Raw genomic sequence first — 18,022 nt, forward strand, 5'->3', positions numbered from 1 at the left:
CTTCGAAGGACGCCCCCACCATGACGGCGACACCTCCCAGCGACGCGACCTACCTGCGCGCGACCGCCGACTTCGTCAGGGACCACGACACCGCGACCCTGCTCCCGCTCCTGCTGCCCGGGCTCGACGACGCCGAACTGCGCTCACTGGCCGAGCGCTGCCGCTTCGCGCACGCCGCGCTGCTCCTGCTACCGCCGGACGAGGAGACGCTGCGCACCCAACTCGCCTCCTGCGACCTGGACTTCGACGCGGCTCCGCATCCCAGCGTGGTGGTCCGCCGACGCCTGGCCGAACGGCACGGACGCGACGAGGCCGAACTCGACGTCACGATCCTGCGCCCGTCCGTACCCGGCGCCCCGAAGGAACGGACCGTCGAGATCTTCGCCCTGACCGTGCCGCCCGGCTCGGAGCTGACCGAGCTCGCCGCACACGAACGCGAGCACCAGCACGAGTCCCACCTCGCCTTCGACGTCCAGCACCCGGACCCGCTCGCCCTGCGCGGCCTGTGCGCACTCCTGGCCCGGCACGGCGCCGCCCCCGACGGCGGCGGCTACAGCCCCCACGAGGACGCCACCGTCCTCTACTTCACCGTCCCCGCCGACTCCCGGACCGGCTACCGCCGCGTCGAGCTCCACGCGCGCGGCAACCACCCCGGCGTGCTCGCCGACCACCTCGGCTCCACCGGGGCCGACCGCGAGCACCGCTCGGCCGAGACGCTGCTGCACCTGCTCACCGGCGCGTGGACCACCCAGGCCCTCGCGGTCTCCGTCCGGCTCGGACTGCCCGACGCCCTCGACACCCGCACCGCCACCGACGCCCCGGCACTGGCCCACACCCTCGGCGCCGACCCGCAGAGCCTCGGAACCCTCCTGCGCTACCTCACCATGCTGAACGTCGTCACCGAGCACCACGACGGCTACCGCCTCACCGAACTCGGCACCCTGCTGCGCGCCGACACTCCGGGCACGATGCGGGCCCTGGCCCTGATGTACGGCGGCCCGTTCTACCAGTCCTTCGCCGCGCTGGAACACACCGTCCGCACCGGCGAGGCCGCCTTCGACCACCTCTTCGGCGAGAACCACTTCCTCCACTTCGCCCGCGACCCCGAACTGGCCTCGCTCTTCGACCAGTCCATGGCCGCCAGCGCCCGGATGTTCGACCCCGTCCCCGCCCACCCGGCCGTCACCGCCGCCGCCGAGGCACCCCGCCCGGGCACCGTCGTCGACATCGCCGGCGGCAACGGCGAGCTGCTCGGCCGCCTGCTCACCGCCCACCCCCGGCTGCACGGCGTCCTGCTGGAGCGCCCGCACGCCGTCGAGGCCGCGCGCACCCGGCTCGACGCGCTCGGCTGCGGCGACCGCAGCAGCTACGTGACCGGCGACTTCGCCGACGTCCCCGCGGGCGCGGACGTCTACGTCCTGTCCCGCGTCCTGCACGACTGGGACGACGCCCGCTGTGCCGAGATCCTGCGCCACTGCGCCCGCGCGATGCCCGCCCACGCCGACCTGCTCATCATCGAACGTGTCCTGCCCGCCGACGCCTCCACCTCCCTGGCCACCGCCTGGGACCTCCACATGATGGCCAACACCGGCGGCCGTGAGCGCCGCGCCGACCACTACGCCCGCCTCCTCGCCGACGCCGGTCTCCACCTCCTCGACGACGCGCCCCCCCTACCCCTGGGAGCCACCGTCCTCCACGCCCGCCGCACCACCGCGCCCCTGCCCCACCCCGCCCAGGCCCCGGAGGCGACCCAGTCGGCCTGAGGCCTGTCTGAGCAGACGAGCTCAGGGGCGGGGCCGCCGATCGGGTACCCGGACGGCGGCCCCGCCGCTGCTGACCGAGGTCAGCGGATCCAGCCGGTCACCGCCTCACACCGCGGGCCCGTAGGCGCCGAGGCCGCGGCAGGCCAGGCCGTCGCGGAAGGTGAGGACCTCGGCGACGGCCCGCCCGCGCTCGTTGCGGTAGTTGATGACGAGGGTGTCGACCGAGGCGCGGACGTCCTCGACCGTGAAGTGCAGATCGGGCAGGTGCTCCAGGCCCTTGGCCCAGTAGGCGCGCAGGGCGTCCTTGCCGCGCACCTCGCCGGACGGGTCTCCGATGATCCCGACGATCCGCGGCGAGGCGAAGACGACGTCCTCGGTGAAGTGGGCGAGGATGCGCTCCAGTCCGTCGTGTCAGCTGTGCTTCCAGGTCACCGAGAAGGAGTTGCCCCCGCTCAGCCCGGAGGTGGTGGCCTCGGTCACGCTGCTGGAGGCCATGGTGATGCCGTCCGGGGAGAAGCCGCCCAGGCTCCGGCCGTTGGCGGTGGCGCCGGTGAAGGACACCGAGTGGAAGTCGGAGAGCGGCAGCACCCCGGTGGAGCTGGAGGGGGCTTCGGCGATCACCTCGGCGGAGGCGAGGGAGGCGCTCTTGAGGGACTTGTTGACGGTGTGGCTCCAGCCGGCCGTGGTGTCGGAGAGGGTGAGGGTGAAGGAACCGCTGCCGTTGGTGGTGACGCTCGCGGTGAAGTGGTCGCCCGGCCGTACGGTGTTGCTGAAGTTCACCGGGTAGGCCGGGTACATCTCGTACCAGGAGGAGTACACCGGGGAGCCGTTCGAGCAGTCGGCCTCGGTGCCGGTCTGCTCGACGGTGTTGCTGCCGTCGCCGTCGAGGCCGACCCAGAAGCTGGACCAGGTGTTGCCGCCGGAGCAGGTGACGGTGGGCTGGACCCAGCTGGCGCTGACACTGGTGAACCGGCTGCCGGTGGCGGCGTATCCGGCCCAGTTGCCGCTGGTGCTGTGCAGGAGGCCGCCGCCGTGGTGGGCGAGCGGGGCCTGGACGAGGGTGGGGGCGGTGGCGGCGACGGCCGGTGCGGCGGCGGCCAGGACGGTCAGTAGGGCGGCGGACACGGCGAGGGTGCGCCGACGGGCCACGGACATGACTACTCCCTTGTGGGGGCGTGGAGTTGGCCGAGCGTCGACAAAGGTAGACCCGCCGGGCGAAAGCGGGGCGTTACGGGACGATAACGAAGCTGTGCTCAGCCCGGGGTGACGCCGCATCCGGCACCACCCCGCGGCCCGCCGGACGGGCGTGGGAACGCCGCAGGGGCGGAAGTCGAAGTCGACTTCCGCCCCTGCAAGTTGGAGCGCCGGGCCCGAATCGAACGAACCCCTCCCACTGAAAGTGGGCGTGCTACCGCTGCACCACCGACGCCTGCTCCGGCCGGTCTTCGACCACTTCCGTGATCTTGTCCTGCCGACGAGGAAGAAGTTACCAGCAGATGATCGGAAGAGGAAAATCGGCGGACGCCGGAGCCGACGGCCGCCACCCCGGCAGGTGCCGTACCGTCACCGTCCCCTTACGCTCGGGCGAGTCACCGGGCCTGCTGATGTGGGGGGAAGGCCTCGCCATGATGTGAGGGGAAGGCCATGTCGGCCGACCTGAGAAGAGCGTGCGCAGGAGGGAAGCGTGCAGGAGGGAGCGGTGGACGTGGCCGCGATGACGGGGAGTGTGTTCACGGGCGAGGACCTGCCCGCGAACGAACGGTTCGACTGCTGGCGGGAGCTGGTCGGGCGGACCCGGGACAGCGAGATGACCAGTGCGCACGCCGACGACTTCGAGGCGGAGATGCGGCGCCTGGAGCTGGGGCCGGTGACCCTCCTCAGATCCTCCTTCCCGCCCGCGCGGTTCCGACGGACCGCCAAGATGGTGCGGCGGTCGGACCCGGGGGTGTACCACCTGACGCTGGTCCTCGACGGCGGCCTGTCCCTGACGCGCGACGACCGCGTACCGACAACCACCTTCAATCCGGGCGAGCTGTACGTGCTCGACAGCTCACAGCCGTACGACGTACGGGGCCTCGGCGTCCGCGCCGCCGGCCGCGCGGAACCTCGGATCGAGGCCGTGGGCCTGGACTTCCCCGTGTCCCTGCTGCCGCTGCCGCCCCGCCGCCTGCGCGAGCTGATGGGCCGGGCGTTCTCCGGGCAGGAGGGCACCTGCGCGCTGCTCGCGCAGTTCCTCGTCGGCCTGGACCGGCAGGCCACGGCCCTCGGGCCGGTCGAGGCACCCCGGCTGGGGACGATCGTGGTCGACCTGATGGCCGCCTGGCTGGCCCGGGAGCTCGACGCCGAGGCGGCGGTCCCGGACGACGCCCGGCAACGGGCCCTGGTGGAGAACGTGCGGACGTTCATCCGGCGCAACCTGCACGACCCCGAACTCTCCCCGTCCGTGATCGCCACCGCGCACCACATCTCGGTCAGCTACCTGCACCGCCTCTTCACCCAGCAGTCGCAGGGCGAAACGGTCGCCGCCTGGATCCGTGGCCAGCGGCTGGAGAAGGCCCACCGCGACCTCGCGGACCCGGCGCTGCGGGCCGTGCCGGTCCACGCCCTGGCCGCCCGCTGGGGCATCCCCCGCGCCTCCGACTTCACCCGCTCCTTCCGGGCCGCCTACGGGATCCCGCCCAGCGAGCACCGCCGCCGGGCGCTGGCCGGGCGCACGGGCGAGTAGCCGCGGCGGCGGGCGCCCGGTCCGTACGGGCCCGACCGGCCCGTACGGGCGGCGCGGTGGCCCGGCACGCACCCCCGTGGCGTGCCGGGCCACCGGCCCGTTCCGGTCCTCCGCCCCGGGTCGGACCGGTCCGACCCGGGGCGGAGGTGGACAGCGGCGTGGGCGCCGTTGTGTTCCTCCGGGAGGATGTCAGGCCACGGCCCGGCCGTGTTGGCGCTGCGTCGACAGTTCCTTGGCACTGCGTCTACTCCTCGGGTGCGGTGTCCGCTCCCGCGTACTAATTCGTTTGCCCCGTCCACGGGTCGGTGCTGAAGTGTGGCCGGCACCACGTGGTGCCGGTATCCCAGGGGAGGCAGCGGTAGCAATGCAGATCCGTTCCACGACCGAGCAGGACCTCGACGTCTTCGTCGAAACCCTCCATGCCGCGTTCGGGCGCTTCCCGGAAACCCCGTCCGAGGGCGGCGGCGGGGTCTGGTGGGCAGCGACCGAGATGGACCGCAACCTGCTCGCCGTGACGGCGGAGGGGCGGCCGGTCGGCACCGCCGGCTCGTACTCCTTCGAACTCACCCTGCCCGGCGCGATCCTCGCATCGGCGCCCGGGGTGTCCGCCGTCGGCGTCCTGCCCACGCATCGCCGCCAGGGCGTGCTCACCGCGATGATGCGGCACCAGCTCACCGAGCTGCGGGCCCAGGGGGAGTTCCTCTCCGTGCTACTGGCCTCCGAGGCCACGATCTACGGCAGGTTCGGCTACGGCCCGGCGACGTACACCGGGCGGCTGACGGTGCCGCGCCACCAGGCCGACCTCGCCGCCCCGCGGGCCGGCAGCGCGGACACCGGTTCGGTCGAGGTGCTCCGGCGCGCCGAGTGCGGCGAGATCCTGGAGGAGGTCTACGACCGGTACCGCCGCACCCAGCCCGGTGCGCTTTCCAGGCCGCCCCGCTGGTGGGCCCTGGGCGCGGGGCAGCCCCCGATCGCCCCGGCGCCGCGCTACGTCGCCGTCCACCGGGACGCCGACGGCGTCCCGGACGGGTACGCCAGCTACTCGCTCGACGGCGAGACCCTGAACGTCGACGAGACCATCGCCGACGACGACGCCGTCACCACGGCCCTGGCCCGGTTCCTGCTCCAGCACGACCTGGTCGCCAAGGTGGTCTTCAAGCACTTCCCGCCCGGGCACCCGCTGCGCTGGCAGCTCACGGACTTCCGCGCCGCCGAGGTGGGCTTCGACACCGACTGGCTCTGGGTGCGGCTGCTGGACGTCCCACGCGCGCTCACCACACGCGGCTGGTTCGGCGACGGCGAGCTCGTCCTCGACGTCGACGACCCGTTCCTCGGCGAGCACGACCGCTACCTGCTGACCGTCCGGGACGGCAAGGCCGAGTGCGTCCCGACGGACCGGGAGCCCGACCTGTCCCTGAACGTGCGCGACCTGGGCTCGATCTACCTCGGCGGCACCGCCCCGAGCACGCTCGTGCGGGCCGGACACATCCGGGCCCACCGCCCGGAGGCGGCCGCCCTCGCCGACGCCCTGTTCAGCGCCGAGCGCGCCCCGCACTGCCTGCACTGGTTCTGACCGACCGGTGCCCGGCCCTCGTCACCCCCGGGGCGGCTGCCCCCGACGGGTGACGGGGTGCCCGGTGACGGGGTGCCGGACGACGGCTGCCTCAGGCGGCGGTCCCAGGTCGGCCCGCCGGAGGGCCGCGCACCTGCGGCCTCTACGCTGGCGGGCATGTCAGGCTCCCGGCAGCCTTTCAGGCACGCGGACGGCGAACGCATCCACGGCACGTGGCGGCACGTCTGTCGTCTACCCCAAGGGCTGGCCGGCCGATTCCGGCCTCCTGGTCCTGCGCAACGAATACCCGGCGCCGATCGAGCTCGACGGCGTGGTCTACCCGACCGTCAGCCACGCCTACTGGGCCCTGTCGACCACCGACGAGCGGCACCGGGAGACGGTCCGCGCCGGAACTCGTCCGCGCCGAACTCGCCGCCGAGCAGCACGGTTTGACCTACTGAGCACGAGCCGGGCGGGGGGGGGGGGCCCCCCCCCCGGGGGGGGGGCCCCCCCCCCCCGCCCGGCGGCGCATCCACTAGGACCGGTAGCGGAAGCGGATCCGGCCGCGGGTGAGGTCGTAGGGGCTGAGCTCCACGAGCACCCGGTCATGCGGGAGGATCTTGATGTGGTTCTTCCGGACCTTCCCACTGATGTGGGCGAGCACGATGTGCCCGTTCGGGAGTTCCACCTTGAAGTTGGCGTTGCGCAGGCACTCGACGACGATGCCCTCAACCTCTATGCCGTTGGCTGTCTTGGTCATGGCTCTCACCTCTTCGTTCTCTTAGTTCGTGTGACACTGTGGTCGGTTCGGAAAAGCGTGGCGGGCGTGACGGGACGCCGCAGGACGTCGTGGGACGTCAACGACGCACGAGCTCCAGGGCGCTGTTCACGCGCCGGGCGCCGATGCCCTCGAAGAGGGCGGTGGCGGCCGCGTTGGACTCCGCGACCTCGGCCCAGACCGAGGTCGTGCCGGAGCGGTGCAGCGCGTCCAGCGTGTCGGCCAGCAGCGCCCGCGCGACGCCGTGTCGCTGCACGGCGGCCCGGACGGCGATCAGCCCGATTCGCGGCTGCCGGGTCAGCGGCGCCACCCGGAGCAGCCCGACGTACCGGCCGGCCTGCCGGGCCACCGCGTACTTCGACAGGTCGACCACGGTAATCCCCGCCGGGCGCGGCAGCACCTGGGCCGGCACCGCCGCCCAGCCGACGCCGGCCTCGATCTCGGCGTGCAGGACCTGGTCCAGGGCGCGCAGCGGCGCCTCCTCCGCCTGCCCGACGGGCACGATCACCACACCCGCCGGAGGCCGCACCGCACCGAGCCCGGTGACCTGCGGATCGGTGGGTACGACATAGCCCCACTCGCGACGCACGGTCGTGAAGCCGGCCCGCTGCCAAGCGGACACCGAGTCGTGATCGGCCTCGTCCGCCACGGCGTGCAGCGGCGCCGGCAGGTCCGCCGACAGCGCCTCGGCGATGCGGTCGAACACGGTGCCGTGCCACGCGTCGTTGCTGACGAAGAGTCGGCCGTCGGGCCGGAGGGAAGCATCACCGCGGCCGACCACCTGGTCGCCTTCCACGGCGTGCCACTCCGTGTCCGACACCCGCACGACCGCGATCTCGCGGTTGCCGGTGCCCGGGATGGAATCAGAAACGTTCATGGCGTTGCCTTTCGAGAGTGCCTGTTCGAGGCGCTCCCGGGCGACACCTGAGGTCAATCGCCCGCCGTGACGGAAAGGGGGAGCACCCACACGGATACAGCCTTCATGGGTCTCACCTCCTCGCGTTGTCTCACGGCTGCGCAGACAGTAACAGCCACCGGCACGCCCGCCCAACCCATTTATCCGGTTGTCCCTCTTGGAGTTGAAGCGGGGCAGCCCGACCGGACGCCCCGCGCGCTTACCCGACACCGAATCGGAGAAGTTCCGGTACGCGGTGTCCAGGTCCCGAAGACACTGGATCAGCGAATCCACACCGCCAGAAGATGCACGAGATCAACCTACCGAAGGGCACTGACAACGCCCCCGTCCAAACCTCCGAAGACCGCTCCGCCGCTTCGCGGCTCCGGTCCAAGGATCCCCATCTCCCCTGACGGAAGCCAGGGCCGTCCTGAGAGAACAAGGTGATGGCACCATGAACGACCTTCTCTCGCACCTCCCGGCGTTAGTCCTGACCACCGCTCTGGCGCTCTTCGTGGTCCTGGCAGCGCGCCGACGGCGCCGGCGCGAGCGCGAGGCGCTGGCCGCGAAGTGGGTCTGGCTGCTGCGTGAACAGGAGGCCCGCCGGTCGACCGGAGCCCGGTTGCTCCAGGTGCTGAGTGTCCATCAGCGGGTGCGGCGGGGGTCGAAGGCCAGCATCCGGTGGTACGCGGGCGGGGCCGTGCAGGACGCGTGGTTCGACGGCTGGCACGTGCCCCCGGGTGCCTTCGTGCTGGTGACGGGCAACGTGGGCCGGGGAGCGCGCAACCGGATCCGGAACGTGCTGTACGTCGAGCCCGGGCACGTGCACGGCTGGGTGCCCGCTTCGGCACCGGGGGCATGGCACCGGCAGCAGGCCCTCCGCGCACCGATGCTGGGGCGGTGGTGAGGTCAATCGGGAACGGCGGCACACCGCTCACCCGATCGGGGCCACGGACCCTCCGCGTGGTCGCCGGCACGTCCGCCGCGAGGTCCCCGGGATCCCGGCGTCCGACGACCGAACACCTCTTGCCGCCGGTCCAACTGTTCATCAATTGAGTGGCGCAGGGTGCGCCCGTGGCGTTAGCCTCGGAGACATGGACGTCATGGACCGAAGCATCACCGCAGCCGCGCGAGCGACCAGCTCGCCGGTTGCCGCCGCCTGACGTACATCCTCCTCCCCTCGGCGACCGGAAACGGTCCGCCGGTGGTGGCTTCGAGGTGATTCCCTCCTCGGTTCCGTTGATCGCGTGGCTCGTTGTCCGGTGCCTCCTCCCCTGGCACACCCGCGAAGGAGCCACCCCCGTGAACACCGACCAGCTCGTCCGCACCTTCATCGAGTACTTCAAGGAGCGCGGCCACCGCCGGATCACCGGCTCGACCCTGCTGCCCCCGCCCGGCGACCCGGTGCTGTTCACCACCTCGGGCATGCACCCCCTCACGCCTTATCTGGAGGGGCGCCCGCACCCGCTCGGCAGGCGGCTGGTCAACGTGCAGCGTTGCCTGCGCACCACCGACCTCGACGAGGTCGGCGACCGCACCCACCTCACCGTCTTCGAGATGCTCGGCACCTGGTCGCTCGGCGACTACGAGGGACCGCAGAGCCTCGACTGGGGCTACGGACTGCTCACCGACGGGTTCGGTGTCGATCCCGGCCGGCTCCACGTCACCGTCTTCGGCGGAGACGACCGGGTCGGCCCGGACACCGCCTCCCTGGAGCTGTGGCAGGACCGCGGGGTCCCGGTCGAGCTCACCACCGAGGACAACTGGTGGTCCAACGGACCGACCGGCCCGTGCGGCCCCGATTCGGAGATCTTCCTGTGGACCGGCGACACCCCGCCGGAGTCGACGCCCACCCGGGACGACCGCTGGGTCGAGGTGTGGAACCACGTGATGATGCGCCACCGGCGGCTCGACGACGGTTCCCTCGTCCCGCTCCCCCAGCGCAACATCGACACCGGCCTCGGCCTGGAACGGCTCTCCTCGCTGTTGCAGGGCCGGTCGTCGGTCTTCGAGTGCGACGTCTTCGACCCCTGGCGCCGCCTCGTACCGACCCTGTGGCAGCTGGACGAGCCGTCACTGCGTCTGGTCTGCGACCATCTGCGCTCGGCCGTCGTCGTCATCGGCGACGGCGTGCGCCCGTCCAACACCGGCCGCGGCTACGTGCTGCGCCGCCTGGTGCGCCGGGTGCTCACCGTGCTCCGTCGGGACGACCCGCGGCGCGGACTCGGGGACCTGCCGGACGAGCTGGTGCGGCACACCCTGGACCGCTTCCGCCAGGACGTGGGCTCGGACGTGGTCCGCCAGGTGCTGCTCGACGAGGAGCGCCGGTTCGGCCGCCTCCTGGAACGCGGCCGGCAGGTGCTGTCCCGGCCCCGGTTCCGCGGCCCGCTCAGTGAGGACGATCTCCACTACCTCCACGACACCCACGGCCTGCCGCGCGACCTCGTCCTGAACCTGCGCTCGCAGTGAGGGCGAAGCCGTAACCGAAGCTGAGGGAACAGCTGGGCCGCGAGGCCGTGAACGGTCATGAAGCACGCTCGACGACCTGCCGCTGACGGGCCGGACGGCTCAGCGGTACCAGCTGCGGATCGCCGACGCGGTCTCGCGGACGTCGGCGTTGCCGGCGCGGATGCGGGTGGCGAGGGCGACGGCCTGTTCGGGTCCGGCGGTGACGATGACGCCGGAGGAGCTGAGGTAGGAGGCGGCGACCACGGCGGCGAAGTGCTCGTTGCCGGACTCCAGCGCCGGGACGCGGATCAGCTGGTGCATCAGCGCGGCGGCGCGCTGGTGGACGGCCTCGTACACGGGGACGTCCATGACGGCGTCGGCGTGTCGGGCGACGGCCGCGGCCAGGGATCCGTAGTCGGTGATGTCCGGGTCGCCCGGCAGGCACTCGTGGGCGATGTCGAGCAGCCAGGCCCGGTCGATCCGCAGGATCACGCGGCGCCCGCCCCGGTCCTGGGGACGCACCGCGCGCGTTCGTCGAGGGCGCGGTGCACGGCGTCGTCCGGTCGCACGGTCAGCTGCTTCACGGTCGCGAGCGTAGCGAGGTGTAGCAGGCGCTAGCAAAGCTCGGTGGATCCGCACCCGACCGGTGCCCGGACTGTGTCAGAATCCGCGACGGTGCCATCCGGCACAGCCGGGCCCGCCCGGACGGACCGGGCGGGCCGAACCCACTGAACTCGGCTGAACCCGACTGGACTCCACCGAGTTCAGCTGACCGACCGAATCAGAACCACTCGGGCCGACAGTCCCCCGCCGTCCGGTCCAGACTGTCGAGCAGGTCGAACTGCGGCCCGGTGCGGGGCAGTTCGACCCGGAAGAAGTGCCGGGCGGCCTGCCGCTTGCCCTCGTGGAAGGCGTCCGTGCCGTCGCCCAGGGCGAGGTACTGCTCCAGCCAGATCCAGGCCAGCACCACGTGGCCGACCGCCTCCAGGTAGGTGGAGGCATTGGCCAGCGCGGTCGCCGGGTCCCCGGTCGACCAGAGCACGGCGGTGGTCCGCCCGATCCGATCGGCAGCCCGCTGCAACGCGGCGGCCAGTTCGGCGGCCTCGCCGCCGAACTGCGCGGCCCGCACGGCGGTCGCCGCGAGGGTGTCCAGGAGCAGCTTCAGCCCCGCGCCGCCGTCCATCACGACCTTGCGGCCGAGCAGGTCCAGGCCGTGGATGCCGTGGGTGCCTTCGTGGATGGGGTTGAGCCGGTTGTCCCGGTAGAACTGCTCGACGTTGTACTCGCGGGTGTAGCCGTAGCCGCCGTGCACCTGGATGGCGAGGTCGTTGGCGGCCAGGCACCACTGCGAGGGCCAGCTCTTGGCGATCGGGGTCAGGACGTCCAGCAGCAACTTCGCCCGGGCCCGGTCGGGCTCCTGCTCGGCTGTGGCCTCCTCGTCCAGCAGGTGGCTGCAGTACAGGCCGAGCGCGAGGGCGCCCTCCACGTAGCTCTTCTGCGCCAGCAGCATCCGGCGCACGTCGGCGTGCTCGATGATCGGCACCTGCGGGGCGTTCGGGTCCTTGGCCGCGAGCGGACGGCCCTGGGGGCGGGTGCGGGCGTAGTCGAGGGCGTGCAGGTAGCCGGTGTAGCCGAGTGCGGTGGCGCCCTGGCCGACGCCGATCCGGGCCTCGTTCATCATGTGGAACATGTAGGCGAGGCCGCGGTGGGCCTCGCCGACCAGGTAGCCCACCGCGCCCGGGGCGCCGCCCGGGGTGTGCTTGCCCTCGCCGAAGTTGAGCATCGTGTTGGTGGTGCCGCGGTAGCCCATCTTGTGGTTGAGGCCGGCCAGCACCACGTCGTTGCGCTCGCCCAGCGTGCCGTCCGGCCGGACCAGGAACTTGGGCACGATGAACAGCGAGATGCCCTTCACGCCCGCCGGACCGCCGGGGATCTTCGCCAGCACCAGGTGGACGATGTTCTCGCTCAGCTCGTGGTCGCCGCCGGAGATCCACATCTTGGTGCCGCTGATCCGATAGGTGCCGTCGTCCTGCGGCACCGCCTTGGTCGTGATGTCGGCGAGCGAGGAACCGGCCTGGGGCTCGGACAGGCACATGGTGCCGAAGAAGCGGCCCTCGACCATCGGGCGCACATAGGTGTCGACCTGCTCCGGACTGCCGTGCGCCAGCAGCAGGTTGGCGTTGCCGACGGTGAGCAGCGGGTATGAGGCGGTGGCGATGTTGGCGGCCTGGAACCAGGCCCGGCAGGCGTTGGCGACCACGACCGGCAGCTGCTGGCCCCCGATGTCGTAGTCCATGGTGGCGCCGACCAGTCCGGCCTCGGCGAACACCTTCAGGGCCTCCTTGACCTCCGGGATGACGTGCACCCGCTCGCCGTCGAAGCGGGGCTCCTCGGCGTCGTTCTTCTTGTTGTGGGTGGCGAAGTGCCGGGTCGCGATGGCCTCGCTGAGCTCCAGCACGGCGTCGAAGGTGTCCCGGTCGTGATCGGCGTAACGGGGGCGGCGGGTCAGCGCCGTGACGTTCAGCCAGTCGTGCAGCAGGAATTCGAGGTCGCGGCGGGAGAGCAGCAGGGAGTCCAAGGTGAGGCATCCGATCGGGGAGGCTGGCGGGAACGGGGTCAGCAGGAACGGGCAGGGCGGTGCGGGACGGTCGGCAGGAGCAGGGCCGGGCCGCGGAGGCGTTCCCCCGCCGCCCGTCATGCCACCACCACACCCCGGTCGCTGTCGAGAGGGGTGATCCGCTCGGGCGCGCGAAAGTGTGATCCGGTCCACACCGACCCGCAGGCCCGAACCGGTTGACGTCCGGGCCATCCTGCTCCAGCCTTTGGATCTAAGCAAGCGCTTAGTCACTTCAAAGGGGAGCTCATGCCCGGAGCCGCCACCGCCGCCGTGGACGCCGTGGTCTTCGACTACGGCGGCGTCCTCACCGGGCCGGTCCGCGAGTCGATCGCGGCCTGGCTCAAGGCCGACGGCATCGAGCCGGCCTCCTTCTCCCGCACGCTCAAGGCCTGGCTGTCCCGTGACGCCGAGCAGGGCACGCCCGTCCACCGGCTGGAGACCGGCGAGTTGACGGTCGAGCAGTTCGACACCCTGCTCGCCGCCGAGCTGACCACGGTCGACGGCCGACCCGTCGACCCGGTCGGCGTGCTGGACCGGCTGTTCGCCGGGATGCGGCCCGACCCCGCGATGTTCGAGCTGGCCGGCGAACTGCGCGGGCTCGGGATCCGGGTGGCCCTGCTGTCCAACAGCTGGGGCAACACCTACCCGCGCGCGCTGATCGACGGGCTCCTGGAGCCCGTCGTGATCTCCGGCGAGGTCGGCCTGCGCAAGCCGCTGGCGCCGATCTACCGGCTCACCCTGGACCTGCTCGGCCTCCCCGCCGGGCGGGTCCTGTTCGTGGACGACGCCGAACCGAACGTGCTGGGCGCCCGCGCGGTCGGCATGCGTGGCCTGCTGCACACCGACGCCGCCACCACCCGGGCCGCGCTGGCCGCGCTGGTTCCCGGCCTGCGCCCCCGACCCTGAACCACAATCCACCGCCACCACCGAGGAGTTGGCCATGAGCACCACCACCCGCACCGCCGTCGTCACGGGTGCGGCCCGCGGCATCGGAGCCGGCGTCGCCAAGCGGCTGGCCGCGGACGGCTTCGCCGTCGCCGTCATCGACCGGGACGAGACGGCCTGCAAGCCGGTCGTCCAGGAGATCGAGGCCGCCGGGGGCCGGGCGCTCGCCGTCGGCGCCGACGTGAGCGACGAGCAGAGCGTGCAGGCCGCCGTGGAGCGGATCGCCGCCGAACTGGGCGAGCCCACCGTGCTGGTGAACAACGCCGGCATCATCCGCGACAACCTGCTGTTCAAGATGACCCCCGGCGAGTGGGACGCGGTCATGAACGTCCACCTGCGCGGCTCGTTCCTGATGACCCGGGCCGTCCAGGGCTACATGACCAAGGCGGGTTGGGGGCGGATCGTCAACCTCTCCAGCACCTCGGCGCTCGGCAACCGAGGCCAGGCCAACTACGCGGCGGCGAAGGCCGGGATCCAGGGCTTCACCAAGACCCTCGCCATCGAGCTCGGCAAGTTCGGCGTCACGGCGAACGCCATCGCCCCGGGCTTCATCGAGACCGAGATGACCGCCGAGACCGCCCGCCGGATCGGCATCGGCTTCGGTGACCATCGAGCGCGAGGGCGGCCACAAGCCGGTCTGCGTCGTGGAGACCCTCACCGTCCTGGTGCCCTGACGGACGCGAGCCGATCGCGGGCCCGACCGGCACCGCCCCACCGGCAGGGGCGGCCCTCGACCGCCGTCACGGTCGAGGTCCGCCCCTATTGGTGCGACCGGCCTGCCCGCGGCGCCCGTTGGCACCGGGGCGCCGCGCTCCGGGCACGCTCAGTGCAGGACGTCGAGGGAGTTCTCGAAGTTGTTGACGAAGTAGACCGCGTCGTGGTCCAGGTCCAGGGCGAGGCCGAACAGGTTGCCGGCTCCGGCCGGGTTGCCCTCGTTGTTGATCTGCTTGGTCGCCACCTGCCGGCCGCGCTCGGTGGTCTCGACGATGTTGCCGTCGTTGCCGTTGACGGTGAGGATGTCGCCCTTGGGCGTGATCGCCATCCCCAGCGGGCCGTTGAGGCTGCCGCCCGAGGTGATGACCCGCCCGATGCCGGCGTCGTCGTTCCGGGTCAGCGCGTCCGGGATCGCGGTGATCCGGCTCAGCACCGTGTCGGCGACGAAGAGGGTGCCGTCGTGGCCGAGGCCGACGCCGGTCGGGCCGACCACCAGCGCCGTCGGGTCGGTCCGCTCGGGGAAGCCGGAGCCGATCACCTTGGTGGCCACCACCTGCGGCGGCTGGTCGCCTTCGGTGCACAGGGTGATCCGCAGGACGGTGCCCCCGTCGACCTCGGCGCCGCCGCCCGCCACTGTCCCGTTGAGCACGTTGGTGACGAACAGCTCGGTCCGCCCGCTCTCCCCGCCCCTCTTTTCGGTGCTGACGGCGGTCATGTCCCACGGCCCGTTGATTTCCTTGCTCGCGATCGTCTCGCGCACCGTGCCGTGCTTGTCGAGCACCAGCAGGCAGCCGGCGTCCGTGGTGGCGGGCGAGCCGTCCGTGGTGGGCAGGCTGCCGACCACCACCCAGCCGCCGGGCAGCACGGTCAGCGCCGTGGTGAGGCCGACCCCGCCGGGGCACTTGCCGGGCAGGTTGGTCGGGTCGATCGTGGCGAAGGTGGTCCTGGTGCCGTCCGGGGTGATCTGCACCAGCGTGGTGCCGAGGCCCTGCAGGCCGGCCGAGTTGTTGAAGTTGCTGACCAGGACGTTGCCCCAGTGCAGGTCACCGATGCTCTCCCGGATGGTGAACGTGCCGTACGGGTTCACGTCGTGGTTCTCGGGGATGGTGGACGCGACGAAGGACACGGTGTGCAGCCGGTCCAGGAACGGCGGCGGGTCCGCTGCCCCGGCCGGGGACGCGACGCCGGTCAGAGCGAGGGACAGCGCGGCGGTCACCAGCGCGCTCGAACATGCCCGAAGCTTCATGTGTACTGCCTTCTGGAGGGCGGACCGGCCCACCGGGACCTCCCGGCGTTCCCGGCCCGCGGAATTGCTCAACATGGCCCCCAGGACGCCACGTTAGGCACGGGCCGGCACGGACCGCCCGCCGACGTCCGCCAAACTGCCAGTCACCCTGCGTGACGCACTACGCCGGGCAGGCGAGTCCGGAAGGTGGTCGCCCCGGGGGTGTCCAGGACGGCGAGCGTCCCCCCGTGGATGGCGGCGATGTCGCGGGCGATCGGGAGGCCGAGGCCGGTGCCGCCGTCGTCCCGGCTGCGGGCGTCGTCCAGGCGGGCGAAGCGCTCGAAGATCTTCTCCCGGTCGGCGGCGTCGATCGCCGGCCCGTCGTTGGCCACGTCCAGCACGGCCTGGCCCGAGGCGGGGTCGGCGGCGAGGCGCACGGTGACGCGGTGTCGGGCGTGCCGCTGGGCGTTGTCGAGCAGGTTGGTGAGCAGCCGTCCGAGCCACAGCGGGTTGCCGGGCACGGTGACGGCGGCGGGCAGGTGGACGGTGACGGGGTGGGGCTCGGTGCCGCGGGCCGCGAGCGTCGTCCCCACCAGCTCCACCAGGTCGACGGGTTCACCCGGCCAGTCGTGGCCGGTCGCGTCCAACCGGGCGAGCAGCAGGAGGTCGGTCGCGAGGGCCTGGAGGCGCCCGGTGTCCTCCAGGGCGCCGGACACCAGGTCGGCGCGGACCTCGGGGTCGGGGTGGGCAATGGCGACTTCGAGCTGGGTGCGCAGCACGGTGAGGGGACTGCGCAGTTCGTGGGAGGCGTCGGCGATGAAGCGGCGCTGTCGGTGCCCGGCGGCCTCCAGGCGGCCGAGCATCGCGTTCATGGTGCCCGCCAGCCGGGCGATCTCGTCGTCGCTGCGCGGTTCGGGCACCCGGCGGTCCAGGTCGCGGTCGCCGATCGCGGCGACCTCGGCGCGGATGGCCTCCACCGGCCGCAGGGCGCGGCCGGTGGCCCGCCAGGTGAGGGCGCCGACGGTGAGCAGCAGGACGGTGCTCAGGCCGGCGAGGGCGGCGGTGGTGAGGTCCTCGGCGGCGTCGACGGTGCGCAGCGAGGCCCCGACGTGGATGGTGACCGGGCCGGTGGGGGTGGTGGCGGTGATCGTGGTGACGCGCTGGTGGTGTTCGTCACCCAGGGCGCGCAGGTTGAAGGTGCTGCGGCCGTCCGGGTGGCCGCTGGGGGCGACCGCGGGGTGGCCGGTGAGGTTCTGGCTGGCGGCGACCACCCGGCCGCTCGCGTCGACCACCTGGATGAAGTCGGTGCCGTGGTCGAGCGGGAGCTGGCTGCCCAGTCGTCCGTCCTCGGCCTGCCCGGCGACGGCCTGGGCCTGCTCACGGGCGCCGTCCTCCACGGTGCGGGCCAGGTTGGCGCCCAGCAGCAGGACGACGGCTCCCGAGGCGACGGCGAGGACGACGGCGACGCTGAGGCAGGCGGCGAGGGTGGTGCGGGCGCGGACGGAGCGCGGCGTCAGCCGGTCGACCAGGGCTACGAGACGCGGGTGACGGGCCAGGCGGCGGCGTGCGGCCGAGCCGATGCGGGCCAGGGTGCGGTCAGCCACCGTCGGCCGCCAGTCGGTAGCCGGCGCCGCGCACGGTCTGCACCGCGGCCCGACCGTACGGGGTGTCGATCTTGCGCCGCAGGGCGCTGACGTGGACCTCGACGGTGTTGGGGTCGCTGTCCGGGCCGCTGTCCCAGACCGCTTCGAGGATCTCCCGCTTGGAGACGGCCTCACCGGCCCGGCGGGCGAGGTGGTCGAGGATGGCGAACTCGCGCGGGGTGAGGGCCACGGCCACGCCGCCCCGGGTGCAGGTGCGGGCGGCGGAGTCCACCACGAGGTCGCCCAGCACGGTGCGCCGGGGCGCCCGGCTGCCGATCCGGCGGGCGAGCGCCCTCAGCCGGGCGACGAGCACGACGAAGGAGAACGGCTTGGACAGGTAGTCGTCGGCGCCGGTGTCCAGCGCCTCGGCCTCGTCCCACTCGCCGTCCTTCGCGGTGAGCATCAGGATGCCGACGTCGCTGCCGGAGGCCCGCAGCCGCGAGCACACCCGGTAGCCGTTGAGGCCGGGCAGCATGATGTCGAGCACGACCACGTCGTAGGCGTGCTCCATGGCCTGGGCCAGCCCGGACAGGCCGTCGTGGGCGACGTCGACAGTGAACCCCTCGGCGGCCAGGCCGTGCTGCAGGGCCAGGGCCAGCCGACGTTCGTCCTCCACCACCAGTACGCGCATGCCCACCAGGGTCGCAGGTCGTCCCGGCGGCAGGCTGAAGGGGCCTTCAGGTCTTCAGCTGATCTTCAGCAACGCCCGGACATCCT

General features: G+C 72.5%; 15 protein-coding genes, 1 tRNA gene and 1 pseudogene. 7 read left to right on the plus strand and 10 right to left on the minus strand.

The features are described 5' to 3' along the window. Positions 1–20 precede the first annotated feature (20 nt). Complete coding sequence (locus ACIRYZ_RS12725; protein WP_402942785.1) at positions 21–1,763, plus strand: methyltransferase; 1,743 nt, start codon at positions 21–23, stop codon at positions 1,761–1,763. A gap of 105 nt (positions 1,764–1,868) precedes the next feature. Here ACIRYZ_RS12725 and ACIRYZ_RS12730 read toward each other — a convergent pair whose 3' ends face one another. From ACIRYZ_RS12730 to ACIRYZ_RS12740, 3 genes are all read right to left on the minus strand, one after another. Beyond that, entirely contained in the window at positions 1,869–2,165 is a 297-nt protein-coding gene (locus ACIRYZ_RS12730; RefSeq protein WP_402943406.1) for a nuclear transport factor 2 family protein, read from the minus strand. A 9-nt stretch (positions 2,166–2,174) separates the two neighbouring features. Further along, positions 2,175–2,918 (minus strand): G1 family glutamic endopeptidase, encoded by a 744-nt coding sequence (locus ACIRYZ_RS12735; protein ID WP_402942787.1) that lies wholly within the window; start codon positions 2,916–2,918, stop codon positions 2,175–2,177. 202 nt (positions 2,919–3,120) lie between these two features. After that, positions 3,121–3,192, minus strand: a tRNA-Glu gene (locus tag ACIRYZ_RS12740). Between the two features lie 285 nt (positions 3,193–3,477). On the opposite strand from ACIRYZ_RS12740, the gene ACIRYZ_RS12745 reads away from it, so the two are divergent. Then, the gene (locus ACIRYZ_RS12745) at positions 3,478–4,488 is read left to right on the plus strand and encodes a helix-turn-helix domain-containing protein (protein ID WP_402943408.1); all 1,011 of its coding nucleotides are present in this window, start codon (positions 3,478–3,480) and stop codon (positions 4,486–4,488) included. A gap of 364 nt (positions 4,489–4,852) precedes the next feature. Further along, positions 4,853–6,061: a GNAT family N-acetyltransferase gene (locus tag ACIRYZ_RS12750; RefSeq protein ID WP_402942790.1), complete on the plus strand. Its 1,209-nt coding sequence runs from the start codon at positions 4,853–4,855 to the stop codon at positions 6,059–6,061. A 514-nt stretch (positions 6,062–6,575) separates the two neighbouring features. On the opposite strand, the gene infA is transcribed toward ACIRYZ_RS12750, so the two are convergent. After that, complete coding sequence (gene infA, locus ACIRYZ_RS12755; RefSeq protein ID WP_402942793.1) at positions 6,576–6,800, minus strand: translation initiation factor IF-1; 225 nt, start codon at positions 6,798–6,800, stop codon at positions 6,576–6,578. Between the two features lie 97 nt (positions 6,801–6,897). Beyond that, positions 6,898–7,695, minus strand: a complete 798-nt coding sequence (locus ACIRYZ_RS12760; protein WP_402942796.1) for a GNAT family N-acetyltransferase — start codon at positions 7,693–7,695, stop codon at positions 6,898–6,900. A gap of 472 nt (positions 7,696–8,167) precedes the next feature. Between ACIRYZ_RS12760 and ACIRYZ_RS12765 the strand changes: the two genes are divergently transcribed. Further along, positions 8,168–8,620 (plus strand): hypothetical protein, encoded by a 453-nt coding sequence (locus ACIRYZ_RS12765; RefSeq protein WP_402942798.1) that lies wholly within the window; start codon positions 8,168–8,170, stop codon positions 8,618–8,620. A gap of 395 nt (positions 8,621–9,015) precedes the next feature. Beyond that, complete coding sequence (locus tag ACIRYZ_RS12770) at positions 9,016–10,182, plus strand: alanine--tRNA ligase-related protein (RefSeq protein ID WP_402942801.1); 1,167 nt, start codon at positions 9,016–9,018, stop codon at positions 10,180–10,182. A 99-nt stretch (positions 10,183–10,281) separates the two neighbouring features. On the opposite strand, the gene ACIRYZ_RS12775 is transcribed toward ACIRYZ_RS12770, so the two are convergent. Then, complete coding sequence (locus ACIRYZ_RS12775; RefSeq protein ID WP_402942803.1) at positions 10,282–10,653, minus strand: fic family toxin-antitoxin system, toxin component; 372 nt, start codon at positions 10,651–10,653, stop codon at positions 10,282–10,284. Between the two features lie 289 nt (positions 10,654–10,942). Beyond that, a complete protein-coding gene (locus tag ACIRYZ_RS12780) occupies positions 10,943–12,739 on the minus strand; it encodes an acyl-CoA dehydrogenase (protein ID WP_402942805.1) in 1,797 nt (598 codons plus the stop codon). A gap of 285 nt (positions 12,740–13,024) precedes the next feature. Between ACIRYZ_RS12780 and ACIRYZ_RS12785 the strand changes: the two genes are divergently transcribed. Then, the gene (locus ACIRYZ_RS12785; RefSeq protein ID WP_402942808.1) at positions 13,025–13,684 is read left to right on the plus strand and encodes an HAD family hydrolase; all 660 of its coding nucleotides are present in this window, start codon (positions 13,025–13,027) and stop codon (positions 13,682–13,684) included. 34 nt (positions 13,685–13,718) lie between these two features. Further along, positions 13,719–14,369, plus strand: a pseudogene (locus tag ACIRYZ_RS12790) (SDR family NAD(P)-dependent oxidoreductase); the annotation flags it as partial. A 177-nt stretch (positions 14,370–14,546) separates the two neighbouring features. On the opposite strand, the gene ACIRYZ_RS12795 reads toward ACIRYZ_RS12790, so the two are convergent. The 3 genes from ACIRYZ_RS12795 to ACIRYZ_RS12805 all read right to left on the minus strand — a co-directional run bounded on the left by ACIRYZ_RS12795 (position 14,547) and on the right by ACIRYZ_RS12805 (position 17,936). Then, a complete protein-coding gene (locus tag ACIRYZ_RS12795) occupies positions 14,547–15,683 on the minus strand; it encodes a hypothetical protein (protein ID WP_402942810.1) in 1,137 nt (378 codons plus the stop codon). A 143-nt stretch (positions 15,684–15,826) separates the two neighbouring features. Continuing rightward, positions 15,827–17,266, minus strand: coding sequence for an ATP-binding protein (locus ACIRYZ_RS12800; RefSeq protein ID WP_402942813.1), 1,440 nt, complete (start codon positions 17,264–17,266; stop codon positions 15,827–15,829). Continuing rightward, entirely contained in the window at positions 17,259–17,936 is a 678-nt protein-coding gene (locus ACIRYZ_RS12805) for a response regulator transcription factor (protein WP_402942816.1), read from the minus strand. The genes ACIRYZ_RS12800 and ACIRYZ_RS12805 overlap by 8 nt, the downstream gene beginning before the upstream one ends. Positions 17,937–18,022 lie beyond the last annotated feature (86 nt).

The sequence above is a fragment of the Kitasatospora sp. NPDC101155 genome (assembly GCF_044768305.1).
Classification (GTDB): Bacteria; Actinomycetota; Actinomycetes; order Streptomycetales; family Streptomycetaceae; genus Kitasatospora.